The 14,452-nt window shown below is 73.4% G+C and carries 14 protein-coding genes and 2 pseudogenes; 7 read left to right on the top strand and 9 right to left on the bottom strand.

Annotation, left to right across the window (positions count from 1 at the left end; all coding sequences use genetic code 11):
• Nucleotides 1–49 precede the first annotated feature (49 nt).
• Nucleotides 50–280: pseudogene (locus Athai_RS01320) on the bottom strand (DUF3263 domain-containing protein); the annotation flags it as partial.
• 245 nt (nucleotides 281–525) lie between these two features.
• Complete coding sequence (locus tag Athai_RS01315; protein ID WP_203959763.1) at nucleotides 526–1,317, bottom strand: DeoR/GlpR family DNA-binding transcription regulator; 792 nt, start codon at nucleotides 1,315–1,317, stop codon at nucleotides 526–528.
• Nucleotides 1,318–1,461: 144 nt separating this feature from the next.
• On the opposite strand from Athai_RS01315, the gene Athai_RS01310 reads away from it, so the two are divergent.
• The 5 genes and pseudogenes from Athai_RS01310 (at nucleotide 1,462) to Athai_RS01290 (ending at nucleotide 6,442) form a co-directional block, all read left to right on the top strand.
• On the top strand, nucleotides 1,462–2,364 hold the full coding sequence (locus Athai_RS01310) for an SIS domain-containing protein (RefSeq protein ID WP_203959762.1): 903 nt from the start codon (nucleotides 1,462–1,464) through the stop codon (nucleotides 2,362–2,364).
• Nucleotides 2,361–3,364, top strand: a pseudogene (locus Athai_RS01305) (ROK family protein). Before Athai_RS01310 ends, Athai_RS01305 begins: the two are co-directional and overlap by 4 nt.
• Nucleotides 3,365–3,482: 118 nt before the next feature.
• The gene (nagA, locus tag Athai_RS01300) at nucleotides 3,483–4,601 is read left to right on the top strand and encodes an N-acetylglucosamine-6-phosphate deacetylase (RefSeq protein WP_203959761.1); all 1,119 of its coding nucleotides are present in this window, start codon (nucleotides 3,483–3,485) and stop codon (nucleotides 4,599–4,601) included.
• A complete protein-coding gene (locus tag Athai_RS01295) occupies nucleotides 4,598–5,548 on the top strand; it encodes a 1-phosphofructokinase family hexose kinase (RefSeq protein WP_203959760.1) in 951 nt (316 codons plus the stop codon). Before nagA ends, Athai_RS01295 begins: the two co-directional genes overlap by 4 nt.
• Before the next feature lie 54 nt (nucleotides 5,549–5,602).
• Nucleotides 5,603–6,442: a class II fructose-bisphosphate aldolase gene (locus Athai_RS01290; RefSeq protein WP_203959759.1), complete on the top strand. Its 840-nt coding sequence runs from the start codon at nucleotides 5,603–5,605 to the stop codon at nucleotides 6,440–6,442.
• Nucleotides 6,443–6,514: 72 nt separating this feature from the next.
• Here the strand turns inward: Athai_RS01290 and Athai_RS01285 are convergent, their stop codons facing one another.
• From Athai_RS01285 to Athai_RS01260, 6 genes are all read right to left on the bottom strand, one after another.
• The gene (locus Athai_RS01285; RefSeq protein ID WP_203959758.1) at nucleotides 6,515–6,790 is read right to left on the bottom strand and encodes a hypothetical protein; all 276 of its coding nucleotides are present in this window, start codon (nucleotides 6,788–6,790) and stop codon (nucleotides 6,515–6,517) included.
• Nucleotides 6,784–7,398 (bottom strand): hypothetical protein, encoded by a 615-nt coding sequence (locus Athai_RS01280; protein WP_203959757.1) that lies wholly within the window; start codon nucleotides 7,396–7,398, stop codon nucleotides 6,784–6,786. The genes Athai_RS01285 and Athai_RS01280 overlap by 7 nt, the downstream gene beginning before the upstream one ends.
• Entirely contained in the window at nucleotides 7,395–7,907 is a 513-nt protein-coding gene (locus Athai_RS01275; RefSeq protein WP_203959756.1) for a SigE family RNA polymerase sigma factor, read from the bottom strand. The genes Athai_RS01280 and Athai_RS01275 overlap by 4 nt, the downstream gene beginning before the upstream one ends.
• 39 nt (nucleotides 7,908–7,946) lie before the next feature.
• On the bottom strand, nucleotides 7,947–8,696 hold the full coding sequence (locus tag Athai_RS01270; protein WP_239156641.1) for a phosphatase PAP2 family protein: 750 nt from the start codon (nucleotides 8,694–8,696) through the stop codon (nucleotides 7,947–7,949).
• On the bottom strand, nucleotides 8,645–9,325 hold the full coding sequence (locus Athai_RS01265) for a phosphatase PAP2 family protein (RefSeq protein ID WP_239156640.1): 681 nt from the start codon (nucleotides 9,323–9,325) through the stop codon (nucleotides 8,645–8,647). Before Athai_RS01265 ends, Athai_RS01270 begins: the two co-directional genes overlap by 52 nt.
• A gap of 183 nt (nucleotides 9,326–9,508) precedes the next feature.
• Nucleotides 9,509–10,903: a trypsin-like serine peptidase gene (locus tag Athai_RS01260; protein WP_203959754.1), complete on the bottom strand. Its 1,395-nt coding sequence runs from the start codon at nucleotides 10,901–10,903 to the stop codon at nucleotides 9,509–9,511.
• Between the two features lie 274 nt (nucleotides 10,904–11,177).
• On the opposite strand from Athai_RS01260, the gene Athai_RS01255 reads away from it, so the two are divergent.
• Together Athai_RS01255 and Athai_RS01250 are read left to right on the top strand one after the other, a co-directional pair.
• Nucleotides 11,178–12,401 carry a DUF4032 domain-containing protein gene (locus tag Athai_RS01255; protein ID WP_203965254.1) on the top strand — a complete coding sequence of 408 codons (1,224 nt, stop codon included), beginning with the start codon at nucleotides 11,178–11,180 and terminating at the stop codon, nucleotides 12,399–12,401.
• 211 nt (nucleotides 12,402–12,612) lie between these two features.
• A complete protein-coding gene (locus Athai_RS01250) occupies nucleotides 12,613–13,674 on the top strand; it encodes a WD40/YVTN/BNR-like repeat-containing protein (RefSeq protein WP_239156639.1) in 1,062 nt (353 codons plus the stop codon).
• Between the two features lie 79 nt (nucleotides 13,675–13,753).
• On the opposite strand, the gene Athai_RS01245 is transcribed toward Athai_RS01250, so the two are convergent.
• Nucleotides 13,754–14,407, bottom strand: a complete 654-nt coding sequence (locus Athai_RS01245) for a nitroreductase family protein (protein ID WP_203959753.1) — start codon at nucleotides 14,405–14,407, stop codon at nucleotides 13,754–13,756.
• Nucleotides 14,408–14,452: the final 45 nt, after the last annotated feature.

The following is a 14,452-nucleotide window of genomic DNA, read 5'->3' as shown; positions in this document are numbered from 1 at the left end:
GCGTCTGCGGCCAGGTCGGAACGGGCCCGCGGGGCCGCGCAGGACGGCGTCAGGCGCTGGCCGGGCGCGGGCGGCGGTGCGCGTCGCGCAGCCGGCGCAGCCGACCCACCGTGACCGGATCGGCGGCCAGCGCCGCCGGCGAGTCGAGCAGGGCATTGAGCACCTGGTAGTAATGCGTCGGGGAGATGCCGAACTTGTCGCGGATGGCCTGCTCCTTGGCCCCCGCGTAGCGCCACCACTGCCGCTCGAACTCCAGGATGCCGCGCTCACGCGGCCCCAACTCGTCGCTGTCCGGCACAGGCTCGTTCATCGACCGCATTCAACCACGGACCGCGGACAACCCGACGCGGCGGCGGCGAGCCGGCCAAAACGGGTCCGGGTAGAAAAACAGCCCGCACGACGAGGGGGCCGCCCCGCCGTACGGGCTCTTGCGTACAACTGCTCATTATTGAGGGTCATCGCGCACGAGTCAACGGTGACAACCACAGATGGTTACCGTGATCCGCGCCTCACCGGGAACCGCCGTCAGACCCTGATGACCTCCACACCCGCGGTCGAGAACTTGTGCGTGAGCTCCTCGTTCGCGGTGGAATCGGTGACCAGCGTGTGCACCCGGTCGATCGGGCAGATCCGCGCGAAGGCGTGCTGACCGAGCTTGGACGAGTCGGCGACGATCACGATGCGTCGCGCCCGCGCAGCCATCAGCTGATTGATCGCCGCCTCGCCCTCGTTGTGCGCGGCGGCGCCGAGCGCCACATCGACCGCGTCCACCCCGAGGAACGCGACGTCGAGCATCAGGTCACGCAGGATGCCGGTGGCGAGCGGGCCGATCAGCTCGTACGACTGCGGGCGGACCACCCCACCGGTGACGACGAGCTTCACGTGCGGTCGCACGATCAGCTCGTTCGCGATGTTCAACGCGTTCGTGACGATGGTCAGCGCGGTGCCGTCACCGGTCGTCCCGGCGGCGAGATCGGGCCGGGTGGCGAGCGCGCGGGCCACCTCCGTGGTGGTGGTGCCGCCGTTGATGCCGACCACCATCCCCGGCGTGACCAGGGATGCCGCCGCGGAACCGATGCGTTGCTTCTCCGGTGCCCGCTTCGCCGACTTGTACCGCAGCGGCAGGTCGTAGGACACCGCGCTCGCCACCGCACCGCCCCGGGTGCGGGTGATCATCTGCTGCTGGGCGAGCTGGTCGAAGTCGCGCCGGATGGTCGCCTGGGAGACGTCCAGGCGATCGGCCGCGTCTTCGACGCTGATCCGGCCGGACTCGGCCAGCACTTCAAGCAGCGCGGTCCAGCGCGCGTAGCGATCCACCGGGGCCTCCCTTCACTTCACCGCGAGTGCGCGTGCACAATGATGCGCGAAACACGGGCACATCGTCGAAGGACATGCGCGAAGCTTACGCGCAACCGGCGCGAACCGATAATGCGCCGGCGGCGCCAACCTACTGGAGGGGCCATGTCGGACGCAGCAGGGAGCACACCGGCGGTACTGGGCGAGATCGCCAGCCAGCCGGACTGTTGGCGCCGCGCCGCCGCGATCGCCACCGACGCGGCCCGCGCGCTGCCGGCCGACGGGGAGCGGGTCGCGGTCGTCGGCTGCGGCACCTCCTGGTTCATGGCCCAGTCGTACGCGGCGCGCCGGGAGGCCGCCGGCAAGGGCGTCACCGACGCCTTCGCCGCCTCCGAGATGCCGCTGACCCGCGAGTACGACCGGCTGGTCGCCATCAGCCGGTCCGGCACCACCACCGAGGTACTGAACCTGCTGCACCAGCTGCCGCCGAGCGTGCCCAGCGTGCTGCTGACCGGCATCCACGACGCGCCGATGGCGCCGCTGGCCGGGGACACCATCGTGCTGGACTTCGCCGACGAGCGGTCCGTGGTACAGACCCGGTTCGCCACCACCGCGCTCGCGTTGCTGCGGGCCAGCCTCGGCGAGGACCTGACCGCCGCGGCCGACGACGCCGCGACCGCCATCGCCGAACCGCTGCCGCTGCCGGTCGGCAGCACCGAGCAGGTCACGTTCCTCGGCCGCGGCTGGACCGTGGGCCTGGCGAACGAGGCGGCGCTCAAGTGCCGTGAGGCGGCGACGTTCTGGACCGAGTCGTACCCGGCGATGGAGTACCGGCACGGCCCCATCTCGATCACCGGCCCGAACCGCGCGGCCTGGCTGTTCGGCATCCCGCCCGAGGGGCTGGCCGACGAGGTGGCCGCCACCGGCGGCACGTTCGTGGACAGCGCGCTGGACCCGATGGCCGACCTGGTCCGCGCGCAGCGGTTCGCCATCGCGATGGCCACCCACCGCGGTCAGGACCCGGACCACCCCCGGCACCTGACCCGTTCGGTCATCCTCGACGCATGACGCAGCACAGCGCCGGCGCGGATCAGCCCGGCAGGGACGCAGCCGGTACCGGCGGGGCCGAGGTCGCGGTGGCGATCGACGTCGGCGGTACCGCGATGAAGTGCGCGCTGGTCGACGGGTCCGGGCAGGTCCGGCACACCGAGCGGCACGACACCAACCGGGACCGCGGTCCGGACGCGGTGGTGGCCACGATCGGCGACGTCGCGGCCGGGCTGGCCGACACCGCACGCGCGCAGGGGCTCTCCCCCGCGCGGTGGGGCTGGTCGTCCCGGGCGTGGTCGACGAGGTGCGCCGGATCGCCGGGTACTCGGCGAACATCGGCTGGCAGGACGTGCCGTTCGGGGAACTGATCGACGCCCGCACCGGACTGACCACCGCACTCGGCCACGACGTACGGGCCGGCGCGGTCGCCGAGGCCCGGCTGGGTGCCGGCGCCGGCAGCGACAACGTGCTGTTCGTCGCCATCGGTACCGGCATCGCCGCCGGGCACGTGCTGTCCGGCGTGCCGTACCCGGGTGCGCACGGCGCACCGAGCGAGCTGGGGCACGTCCAGGTGGTGTGCACCGACGGGCCGCGCTGCGGCTGCGGCCGGTACGGCTGCCTGGAGGCGGTGGCGTCCGCCGCCGCGGTCGCCCGCCGGTACGGCGAGGCCGGCGGCGACCGGGTCGCCGCCGCCGAGGTGGTCCGCCGCGCGGTCGCCGGTGAGGAGCGCGCCGGGCGGGTGTGGCGGCGCACCGTCGAGCTGCTCGCGGACGGCCTGATCACCGCGATGCGGCTGCTGGACCCCGAGGTGATCGTCATCGGCGGCGGGCTGGCCGAGGCGGGCGCGGCGTTGCTCGACCCGCTGCACGCGGCGATGATGGAGCGGCTCGCGTTCCAGACGATGCCGCGGTTGGTGGCGGCCGCACTCGGCGACCAGGCCGGCTGCATCGGGGCCGCGCTGCTCGCGCTGGACCGTTTCCATGCCGGGTTCGCCGCCGGATCGACGACCGGGCACTGACCGACAGGCCGCCGGGTCGAGGACCGGCACTGACCGACAGGCCGCCCGGCCGACGACCGGGCGCTGACCGACGGGCCGCCCGGTCGAGGACCGGGCGCTGAGGCGAGGAGCTGTGCGGATGCCGCTGTTGCACGACGCCCGGGTGGTGACACCCACCGAGGTGCTGGGCCGGGCGTGGCTGCGCGTCGAGGACGGGCTGATCACCGAACTCGGTACCGACACGCCACCATCCAGCGTGGACAGCGTGGATCTGGGCGGGCACACCGTACTGCCCGGATTCGTGGACATCCACACGCACGGCGGGGGCGGCGCCACGTTCACCACCGGTGACGCGACGCAGGCGCGTACCGCGGCCGAGTTCCACCACCGGCACGGCACCACCACGCTGCTGGCCAGCCTGGTCACCGCGCCCGCCGAGCTGATGGCCGCGGCGACCGCGGCGTACCAGCCGCTGATCGCCGACGACACCATCGCCGGCCTGCACTACGAGGGGCCGTACCTGTCGCAGGCACGCTGCGGCGCGCAGAACCCGGCGTACCTGCGCGACCCCGACCCGGCCGAGATCGACCGGCTGCTGGACCTCGGCGGGGTGCGGATGGTGACCATCGCGCCGGAACGCGACGGCGCGCTGGACGCGATCCGGCTGCTGGTCGAGCGCGGCGTGGTCGCCGCGATCGGGCACACCGACGCGAGCTACGAGCAGGTCGGTGCCGCGATCGAGGCCGGCGCCACGGTCGGTACCCACGTGTTCAACGGGATGCGGCCCATCCACCACCGGGAGCCGGGGCCGATCGTCGCGCTGCTCGACGCGCCGGGTGTCACCTGCGAGTTCATCGCCGACGGGCACCACCTGCACGACGGCACGCTGGCCTTCGCGGCACACGCGGTGGGCGCCCGGCGGGCGGCGCTGGTCACCGACGCGATGGCCGCCGCCGGGATGTCCGACGGCGAGTACGAGCTGGGTGGCCAGGCGGTCACGGTCACCGACGGGGTGGCCCGGCTGGCCGCCGGCGGCTCGATCGCCGGCTCCACCCTGACCATGGACGCCGCGCTCCGCCGGGCCGTCCGCGCCGGGCTGTCCATCGTGGACGCCGCCCGGATGGCCGCGAGTACCCCGGCCGCCGCGCTCGGGTTCACCGACCGCGGCGAGCTGGCCGTCGGCAAGCGCGCCGACCTGGTGGTGCTGGACGGGTTCCTGGCGGTGCGCCGGGTGATGCGGAACGGGGTGTTCCAGTGATCCTCACCGTCACCCTCAACGCGGCGCTGGACGTCACCTATCGCGTCGACGAGCTGCACCCGCACGCCACCCACCGGGTCCGCGAGGTGTCCGCCCGGCCGGGCGGCAAGGGCGTCAACGTCGCCGCGGTGCTGACCGCACTGGACGAGCCGGTGGTCGCCACCGGGCTGGTCGGTGGGCCCACCGGCGAGCAGATCCGGGCCGGCCTGGCCGCCGCGGAGATCCCGGAGGCGTTCGTCCCGATCGCCGCCGACTCGCGGCGCACCCTGGTGGTCGCCGACGGTACCGACGCGACCGGGTTCTGGGAGCCGGGGCCGCCGGTGACGGAGGCGGAGTGGGACGCGTTCGTCAACCGGTTCCGCGGGCTGGCCCAGGTGGCGCGCGCCGTGGTGCTGTCCGGCAGCCTGCCCACCGGGCTACCCGACGACGCGTACGCGCGGCTGCTGGCGATCACCGCCGAGGCGGCCGTACCGTCCATCGTGGACGCCGAGGGAGCGGTGCTGGCGGCCGCGCTGCCGGCCAAGCCGACCGTGGTGAAGCCGAACGCCGCCGAGCTGGCCTCGGTGCGCGGTGGGGCCGCGCCGCGGTCACCGGCCGAGGTGCTGGCCGCCGCGCACGCGGTACGCGACGCGGGCGCCGGCGCGGTGGTGTGTTCGCGCGGTGCCGACGGGTTGATCGCGAGCACGCCGGATGGTGCGTACCGAGCGGTTCCGCCGGAGGTCGTCGCCGGCAACCCGACCGGCGCGGGCGATGCGGTGGTCGCCGCGCTGGCCCGCGGGCTCGCCAACGGTGTGGCCTGGCAGGCGGTGCTGGCCGACGCGGTGGCGTTGTCCGCCGCGGCGGTCGCGGCGCCGGTCGCCGGTGCCGTCGACGGCACCAGGTACGACCGGCTGCGGCGATCGGTGCAGGTCGAAAGCATGGTGCTGCCGGAAACGCTCGCCGACTGACCTCGTTGTCCGAGAACGGATCCCGCTTCCCGACGTCTCCCGTGAGGACCCACGATGCCCCTGACACCCACCGGTCGACTGGTCGCCGACGCCGCTGCCGCCGGCCGCGGCGTCGCCGCGTTCAACGTCATCACCGTCGAGCACGCCGAAGCGATCGCGGCCGGCGCGGAGCGCGCGGGACTGCCGGTGATCCTGCAGATCAGCCAGAACGCGGTGAAGTTCCACGGCGGCCGGCTCGGGCCCATCGCCGCGGCCACCGCCGCGATCGCCGAACTGTCCACCGTGGACTGCGCGCTGCACCTCGACCACGTCGAGGACCCGGCGCTGCTCCGGCAGGCGCCGGCGCACCGGTTCGGTTCGGTGATGTACGACGGGTCGACGCTGCCCTACGCCGAGAACGTCGCGGCGACCAGGGATGCGGCGTCGTTCTGCCACGAACACGGGCTGTGGCTGGAGAGCGAGCTGGGCAAGGTCGGCGGCAAGGACGGCGCGCACGCGCCCGGGGTGCGTACCGACCCCGACGAGGCGCGCGAGTTCGTCGCGGCCACCGGGGTCGACGCGCTCGCCGTCGCGGTCGGTTCGTCGCACGCGATGACGTCCCGGTCGGCCAGCCTGGACCACGTCCTGATCGAACGGATCGCCGCCGCCGTCGGCGTACCGCTGGTGCTGCACGGTTCGTCCGGGGTGCCGGACGAACAGCTCGCCGCCGCGGTCCGGGCCGGCATGGTGAAGATCAACATCGGCACGGCGCTGAACATCGCGGGCACCGGGGCGGTGCGTACCGTGCTGGCCGCCGACGAGAAACTCGTCGACCCGCGCAAGTACCTCGCCCCCGCCCGGGACGCGATGGCCGACACGGTCGCCCACTTCCTGACCGTCCTCGCCGGCCGCTGACCACCGGCGAACGGCAGGCCGGAAGCGCCGGCCCCAGCGGGCCGGCGCTTCCGTTGCCGGGCAACGAATCGACTACCCCACCGGCGGCTTGACCACGTGCACCGGGTCGCCGAAGTGCGAGAAGACCAGGCCGGTCGGCAACGCCTTCGCACCCTTGGGTGCCTGCCACGATTCGAGCTTCTCGACGTAGCCGGACTCGACACCGACCCACGCCTGCGTGGTGTCGTAGCTGCCGTCCCCGATGACCGGCTTGGTGCTGGTCACCGAGTACACCTCGTACTGCTTGCCGCGCCACGTCTTGCGGCCGAGGTCACGGATCGGCCCCTCCTGCTTCATCTCCTTCAGCACGCCCGCATCGTGGCCGTACGGCCACCGCAGTAGAACGTGTCGGCGGGGTCGCCCTTGAACCCACCCTTCTTCAGGTCGGCCGAGTACGCCTTGAAGTCGACCTTCCGCCACCCGGTGGGGCCCGAGGTGTGCGGCGCCGACCACACGTAGTAGTCGCCGTGGATGGCCCGGATCTCCTCCGCCTTCTTGCCGTCCTCGTAGAAGTAGCTGGCACCCGCCTGCTGGCGCGGGTCGTAGGCGCCGACGCAGTGGCTCTCGTGACCGGGCTCGTTGCCCTTGTTGAAGTCCCGCACCCGGAACGTCGTGTTCTTCGTCTTCTCCACCGCCGAAGCGAGCTGGATCGACGGATTGGCCGCCGGGCTCCTGGTGCCGGCGGGCGGCCGCTTCTCGGTACCGTGCTGCGGCGAGCCGCCGGTGCCGGCGACGGCGACGGCGGTACCGACACCGACCACGGCCACCGCACCGAGGGCGGTCACCGACCGGCCGGCGACGCGGTTGCGGGCCGCGGCACGGCCACGCCGCATCAGTTCCGGTACCGGTGCCTGACCGGTCGGCTCGTGGTCCACCATCGCGTGCAGTGCGCGGGAGAGATCGTCGTGCTCGTTCATGCCTTGGCTCCTTGGTCGGTCCGGGATGTGAGCAGGCCACGCAGCTTGTCCAGGGCCCGCGAGTTCTGCGACTTGACGGTGCCGACGGTGCACCCCAGGGCCGCGGCCACGTCCCGCTCGGACAGGTCCGCGTAGTGCCGCAACACGACGACCGCGCGCTGCCTGGGCGGCAGCGACAGCAGCGCCTGGCGCAACTCGTCGTACGGTTCACCGTCGGCGTCCGGCCCGGCATGGTCGGGCGGGTCGGCCACCAACTGCTCGCGGCGCCGTCGGCGCCACCAGCTCACCCGACCGTTGGCCAACATCCGCCGCAGGTACGCATCGGGGTTGCCGGACCGGGACACCCGGCGCCATTTCGGGTACAGCTTGACCAGGCAGTCCTGGAGCAGTTCCTCGGCACGGTGCCGGTTCCCGACAAGCAGCGTCGCCACCCGCAGGTTCGGGCCCCAACACCGCTCGACGAAGGCGGTGTACCCCGCGTCGTCGGCTCGTTCGCTGTCTTCGCTCACACCTCTCCCACGCCGCACGCCCCGGCAAGGTTGGCTGGCTCAGGGCCAGTAACGCTCCGGCGGCTGCGGCCGGCGCTCCAGCAGGTCGGGCAGCGGGATCGAGGACCAGCCGACGCGACACACCACGCGGTAGATCAGGGCGCCCAGCAGCAGGCCGGCGAGGTCGTCGCTGAACCAGTGGAACCCGAGGTAGATCGTCGAGCAGCAGACGAGGACGGGTGGCCCGGCCCGCAGCAGCCGCCGGGCCGTCGCCGGCAGGTACGGGGCCAGCAGCGCGGCGGCGATCCCGTACCAGACGACCGCGTTGACCAGGTGCCCCGACGGGTACGACTCCTGCCCCGGCACCGTGAACGCCGGCACCGGCCCGAAATAGTGCGGTGCGGGCCGTGCGGTGACGCGTTTCAGCACGGTCAGTACGACGCCGCTGGCCACGGCGGCGGCCAGCGGCGGCAGCAGCGGCCGCACCGTGCGCCGGCGTACCGCGAGCAGCACCGCCAGCAGCAGCACCACGCTCATGACCCAGCCGCCGTTGCCGAGCAGGTTGACCGCGCGGGCCAGCCAGTACGCGGCGGGCGGGCGGTGCGCGTCGGACAGGTCCCGCAGCCAGCGGTCCAGCGCGGTCAGCGGGCCGGGCCGGGCCAGCAGCACGGTCAGCGCGGCGAACCCGACCGCCAGCACCGCCTCCACCCACCAGCCGGCGGGACGCAGCCGCGGCTGGCAGCGGATCCGGGTGCCGGTCAGGACCCGCCCGCCCGATCCAGCGCGGCCGGTAGCGGGATGCGTTGCCACGGGATGCGGGCCAGGATCCGGCACAGCAGCACCCCGAGCAGCAGCCCGGCGAGCGTGTCGGTCAGCCAGTGGTACCCGAGATAGACGGTGGTGATCGAGGTGACCACCACCGGCACCACCCGGACCGCGGTCAGCACCGGCGCCGGCAGGTAGCCGGCGAGCAGCGCGGCGAGCACCGCGTACCAGACGATCGTGTTGACCAGGTGGCCGGACGGGTAGGACTGCTGGCCCGGGGTGGCGAACAGCTCGACCGGGCCGTAGTGCGGCGCCGCCCGCTCGGTGCCGATCTTCAGCGGACCCACCACCCCGTAGGTGAGCAGTTCCGCGGCGAGCACCGGCAGGACCGGCCGGGCGGTGCGCGCCCGTACCGCGAGAACGACCGCGATGACCAGCGCCAGCACCGCGAGCGGGGTGCCCTGGCCGAGGTGGTTGAGCACCCAGGCGGTCCAGTACGCGGGCGCCGGACGGTGCGCGTCGGAGAGGTTGCGCACCGCCACGTCGAGCCGCAGCAGCGGCGACCACAGCAGCAGCGCCGCGGTGATCGCGAGGAAACCGCCGAGCAGTGCCGCGTCGACACCCCAGGCCCGGGGCACCGGCCGGATCGCCACGACCGCGGAGCCGGAACTCACCGGCGTCCCGTCCCGCCGCGAGGGCCGGCATGCCCCGGCTGTGTCATCGCGCGCTCCCCTCGCCGCCGTCGGCCACCGACAGCGACCGTACCCGGCGGCCCCGGAAGCATGCCGGCGATGACGCGAATCGGCCCGGATGTCCTGTTCGGACATCCGGGCCGACGGCTGGTACCGGCAGGGCGGTTACAGCAGCGACTTGATCTGCGGGTAGATCAGGTCGATCCGGACCCCACTGTTCGGGCAGCCGCCCAGGTGGTGCAGCGCGATCACCCGGTTGGTACGGCGGGCGATGACCGGCGAGCCGGACGCGCCCGGCGCGGTGTCGCAGCGGTACCCGGTGTCGGAGTTGCTCGCGTACCCGTCGATGGTGGCGTCGTCGATCCGGCAGGTCGAGCCGTTCTCCCCGTCGGAGGCGATGGCGAGCTTGGTGGGGTCGCCCTCCGGGTGCTGCGGGATGTAGACCTGCTCACCGGCCCGCGGCTTCCGGATGTCCAGCCCGAGGTAGCCGAAGTGCTTGATGGATGCGAAGTCGGACACGCTGAACAGCGTGTAGTCCAGCGTCTCGTCGGTGCGCAGCAGCTTGTCCGCCGGTACCTTCGTCACCGGCGCGACCTCGCTGCCACCGCAGCTGGTGCACTGGTAGTTGAACCAGACCTCGGTGTTGGACGTGTCGGCCTGGTCGCCGAGGCAGTGGTGGTTGGTGAGCATCCGGTCGTCGGCGGTGACCCGCCACGCGGTGCACAGCGTGGTGCCGTTGATCAGCAGCCGCGCCACCGGCAGCGAGTGCTGGTACTCGACCGGGTGGCTGGTCTTGTAGCAGACCGCGTCCTGCGCGTCGTCCGAACCGCACACGCTCTCCGGGCGCCGGCCGCCCTCGGCGAGCCGCTCCCGGTGCGCCCGGTCGGCCCGTTCCGCGGCGGTGAACCCGTGCGCGACCCTGTCCACGTCGACGCCGAGCTTGCCCAGGCTCGGGCCGGGCAGCGTCTTGTGCAGGGTGACGATCGCGGTGTCCCCGGTGATCGACATCGCCCAGAAGCCGTCCTGGCCGCTCACCGTGCTCGGCGAGTCCTTGGGCAGGCTCAGCAGCCGCGGGTCCCCGCGGTAGCTGTAGCTCTGCTTGCCGGACTCGTCGGAGACCGTGACCCAGTCGCCGGGGCGGACCAGCAGGCGGGAGAAGTGCACCTTGACGTAGTCGGCGCCGGGGTAGCTGAACCGGGTGGTCGGACTGCCGGCGTAGTCGACGTGCCGGGTGACCGACTGCTGCCGGCCCGCCTCCGCCACGCCACCCGCCGCCGGCGCGGTGGCCGACTCGGCGTGCCGGGCCCGGCTCGTACCGTCGACCTTGGTACCGGTCGCCGCGGCACCGTGGCCGGTGCGCCCGGCGGTGCTCGGGTTCGCGGCGTCGTGCGCGCCGGTACGGGCGTCCGACGGCCGGTGTGCCGCCCCCGTGGCGTGCGGCGTCGAGCCGGTCACCAGGTGCCCGACGACGGGACCTCCCGCGGCCGCATCGCTGCCCACCGCGAGCGCGGCGACCGCCACCCCCGCGGCGACGAGCAGCGCGGTCCGACGACGTGTCATGTACCGCTCCCTCCTTGACGGGCGCCGGCGGCGTGGCCGGTCGGCGCGGGCCACCGACGGTGGTCTCCTGAGCGGCTGCCGGGGTGACGCGTTGGGCCACGTCAGACGGCTGCGCGACGCCCCCGGACAGCCTCTCCGCCGTTAACGACTGGCCGGTGGCGAAAGATGCGGTAAGTGGCTGTCGTGCCACTCTGTGGAGTCACGGAGCGGCAGGATGGCGAGCGCGACGATCCTCACTGCCCCGATGGGCTGCCGCCGGCCCCGCACCGACGGCATGCTGAACAACGTGCACATCACCTCCGCGTTGACCGATCCGGCGCTGCTGGACCTGCCGTGGGAGACGCCACTCGCGCAGTGGCCGGCCGACTGGCTGGTCGCGCTGCCCCGCGGCATCTCCCGGCACGTGGTGCGCTTCGTCCGGCTCGGCGAGGTGGTGTACGCGGTGAAGGAGACCGGCCAGCGCGTCGCCGACAAGGAGTACGGGCTGCTCCGCGGCCTGGAACGGCTCGACGCGCCGGCCGTCGCCGCGGTCGCCATCGTGTACGACCGGAAGAGCGACGACGGCGAACCGCTGGAGCCGGCGCTGATCACCCGGCACCTGCAGTTCTCCCTGCCCTACCGCGCGCTGTTCTCCCACACGCTGCGACCCGACACGATGAACCGGCTGCTCGACGCGCTCGCCGCGCTGCTGGTCCGGCTGCACCTGGCCGGCTTCTTCTGGGGCGACTGCTCGCTGTCCAACACGCTGTTCCGGCGCGACGCCGGCGCGTTCGCCGCGTACCTGGTCGACGCCGAGACCGGAGCGCTGCACAACCAGCTGTCCGCCGGCCAGCGCGACGAGGATCTGGAGCTGGCCCGGGTCAACATCTTCGGCGAGGCGCTCGACCTGGAAGCCGGCGGCTACCTGCACCCGTCGATCGACCCCGAATGGGTCTCCGAGCAGGTCGTCGAGCGGTACCAGGGGCTCTGGCACGAGATCACCTACGAGCAGGTGATCGGCCGGCGCGAACGGCACAAGCTGGAGTCGCGGATCCGCCGGCTCAACGACCTCGGCTTCGACGTCGCCGAGATGTCGATGAGCACCACCGAGGCCGGCGACGCCTACCGGGTGCGGCCCAAGGTCGTCGACTCCGGCCACCACGCCCGCCGGCTGCAGCAGCTCACCGGCCTGGACGCGGAGGAGAACCAGGCCCGCATCCTGCTCAACGACCTCGACACCTACCGGGCGGCGAACGGCATCCACGACGAGCAGATCGCCGCCGCCCGCTGGCTGACCGACGTGTTCGAACCGATCGTCGGCGCGGTGCCGGCCGAGCTGCGCGGCAAGCTGGAGCCGACCGAGCTGTACCACCAGCTGCTCGACCACCGGTGGTACATGTCCGAGGAGGCCGGCCTCGACGTCGGCATGCACATCGCGCTGATCTCGTTCCTGGACAACGTGCTCGCGCACAAGCCCGACGAGCAGGCCGTCCTGGGCGAGGACGTCGCCGCGTCCTGAGGCTGGTCCAGTGCGCTGCGGGCGGTTTCCGCACCGAAGACAGCCCCCACCCACCCTGGGGGGCACCCCGGCGCCAATCCTAAACCGTCGTCGGGCGCGGATCGGGCGCTGTCCCGGACGCCTGTGGACAACGCGGGGCCCTGTGGACAACGGTGCGAGGCACCGGCTTGCGGGCTGCACCCCGCCGTCCGGCCCGGTAGGTTGCGGCGACATGAGACTTCGCAACGTACTGGCGGCGACCGCGGTCGCCGCGGGCGTGCTGTCGGCGGCGGTACCCGCGGCCGCGCATCCCGGGCCGCCCCAGCTGCGGCATCCGGGCCAGCAGCCGAGCTGGCGGATGGTGCACACCGGCGGTGGCCAGTTCCGCGGCCTGGCCGCGGTGAACTCGCGGGTGGCGTGGGTGGCCGGGGCCGGCGGGGTGGTCCTGCGCACCACCGACGGCGGGCGCGACTGGCAGACCGTGTCCCCACCGGGCGCGGCGGACCTGGAGTTCCGCGACATCGAGGCGACCGACGCGTACCACGCGGTGGCGTTGTCGATCGGCCCCGGCGAGGCGTCCCGGATCCTCGTCACCGACGACGGCGGCCGGCACTGGACGACCGCGTTCCGCAACACCGACCCGAACGCGTTCTACGACTGCACCGCGTTCTACGACCGGTGGCACGGCCTCGCCATGTCCGACCCGGTCGACGGCCGGTTCCGGATCCTGTCCACCGCGGACGGCGGGCACCACTGGCGGGTACTGCCGGCCTCGGGCATGCCGCCCGCGCAGGCCGGCGAGGCCGGCTTCGCCGCGAGCGGTACCTGCCTGGTCACGATCGGGCGCACCGCGTTCCTGGCGTCCGGCGGCGGCGCGGTGTCCCGGGTGTACCGGTCCGACGACCTCGGCCGGCACTGGCGCTACGCCGGCACCTCGGTACCGAGTTCGCCGTCGGCGGGGATCTTCTCGCTGGCGTTCCACGACCCGCGGCACGGGGTCGCGGTCGGCGGCGACTTCGCCGACCCGGATGCCGCACCCAACGCCGCGGCGATCACCGGCGACGGCGGGCGCAGCTGGACGGGCGTGGACGGCCCCGGCCAGTACCGGTCCGGTGCGGCGTTCCTGAACCGGCGCACCGTCCTCGCCGTCGGCCCGACCGGCAGTGACGTCTCCACCGACGGCGGGCGCAGCTGGACCCGGTTCGACGACGGCAGCTTCGACGCGGTGCAGTGCGCGCACGGCTCGTGCTGGGCGTCCGGCGTCGCCGGCCGCATCGCGGTACTGACCCGCTGACCGAGCGCCCCGCGGCCGGGCGAGCGTCGCCGGTGTTCCGCGGCCGGGCGAGCGTCACCGGCCGCGGGACACCGGAACGTCAGATCTCCACCAGCACGTCGTCGAGCGGCTTGCGTGCGATGTCGGGTACCCGGGCGTCGGCGGCGGGGTACCCGACCGGCACCACGACGTAGGCGCGTTCCTCCGCCGGCCGCCCGCACACCTCGGTGAGGAACCGCATCGGACTCGGTGTGTGGGTCAGCGTGGCGAGCCCCGCCTGGTGCAGCGCGGCGAGCAGGAACCCGACCGCGATGCCGACGGACTCCTTGACGTAGTAGGGCCGCGGCGTGCGCGGCCCCTGGTGCACCTCGAACACCACGATCAGCGCCGGCGCGTCGGTCAGGAACGGCTTGTCCGGGTCGGTACCGAGCGGCGCGAGCGCGGCGAGCCACTCCGGCGACGCCCGCCGGGCGTAGAACTCGCGTTCCTCCGCCTCGGCGGCCATCCGGATCCGCCGCCTGGTGTCCGGGTCGGTGACCACCACGAATCGCCACGGTTGCAGGTTCGCGCCGCTCGGTGCGGTGGCCGCGGCCCGGACCGCGGCGGTCAGTACCTCCCGCGGCACCGGCCGGTCGTCGAACTCGCGGATGGTGCGGCGCCGCGCCATCGTGTCGGCGAAGGCGCGGGCGCGGGCGATCGCCTCGGCTTCCGGTACGTCGAAGTGCGGTGCGGGGATCGTCGGGTAGCCGGTCATCTCGGTCCCTCCTGGATCGGTCCCATCTCCAGCCAACACCCACCG

The sequence above is a fragment of the Actinocatenispora thailandica genome (assembly GCF_016865425.1).
GTDB lineage: Bacteria > Actinomycetota > Actinomycetes > Mycobacteriales > Micromonosporaceae > Actinocatenispora > Actinocatenispora thailandica.
Note: the sequence above shows the minus strand (reverse complement) of the source record. Positions and strands in the feature narration are given on the sequence as shown.

Excerpts from the sequence above, each read along its gene's own strand:
- Athai_RS01310 (WP_203959762.1), top strand. The coding sequence starts at position 1,462 with ATGTCGGACGCAGCAGGGAGCACACCGGCGGTACTGGGCGAGATCGCC.
- nagA (WP_203959761.1), top strand. The coding sequence starts at position 3,483 with ATGCCGCTGTTGCACGACGCCCGGGTGGTGACACCCACCGAGGTGCTG.
- Athai_RS01290 (WP_203959759.1), top strand. The coding sequence starts at position 5,603 with ATGCCCCTGACACCCACCGGTCGACTGGTCGCCGACGCCGCTGCCGCC.
- Athai_RS01280 (WP_203959757.1), bottom strand. The coding sequence starts at position 7,398 with ATGAACGAGCACGACGATCTCTCCCGCGCACTGCACGCGATGGTGGAC.
- Athai_RS01260 (WP_203959754.1), bottom strand. The coding sequence starts at position 10,903 with ATGACACGTCGTCGGACCGCGCTGCTCGTCGCCGCGGGGGTGGCGGTC.
- Athai_RS01255 (WP_203965254.1), top strand. The coding sequence starts at position 11,178 with ATGCTGAACAACGTGCACATCACCTCCGCGTTGACCGATCCGGCGCTG.
- Athai_RS01250 (WP_239156639.1), top strand. The coding sequence starts at position 12,613 with ATGAGACTTCGCAACGTACTGGCGGCGACCGCGGTCGCCGCGGGCGTG.
- Athai_RS01245 (WP_203959753.1), bottom strand. The coding sequence starts at position 14,407 with ATGACCGGCTACCCGACGATCCCCGCACCGCACTTCGACGTACCGGAA.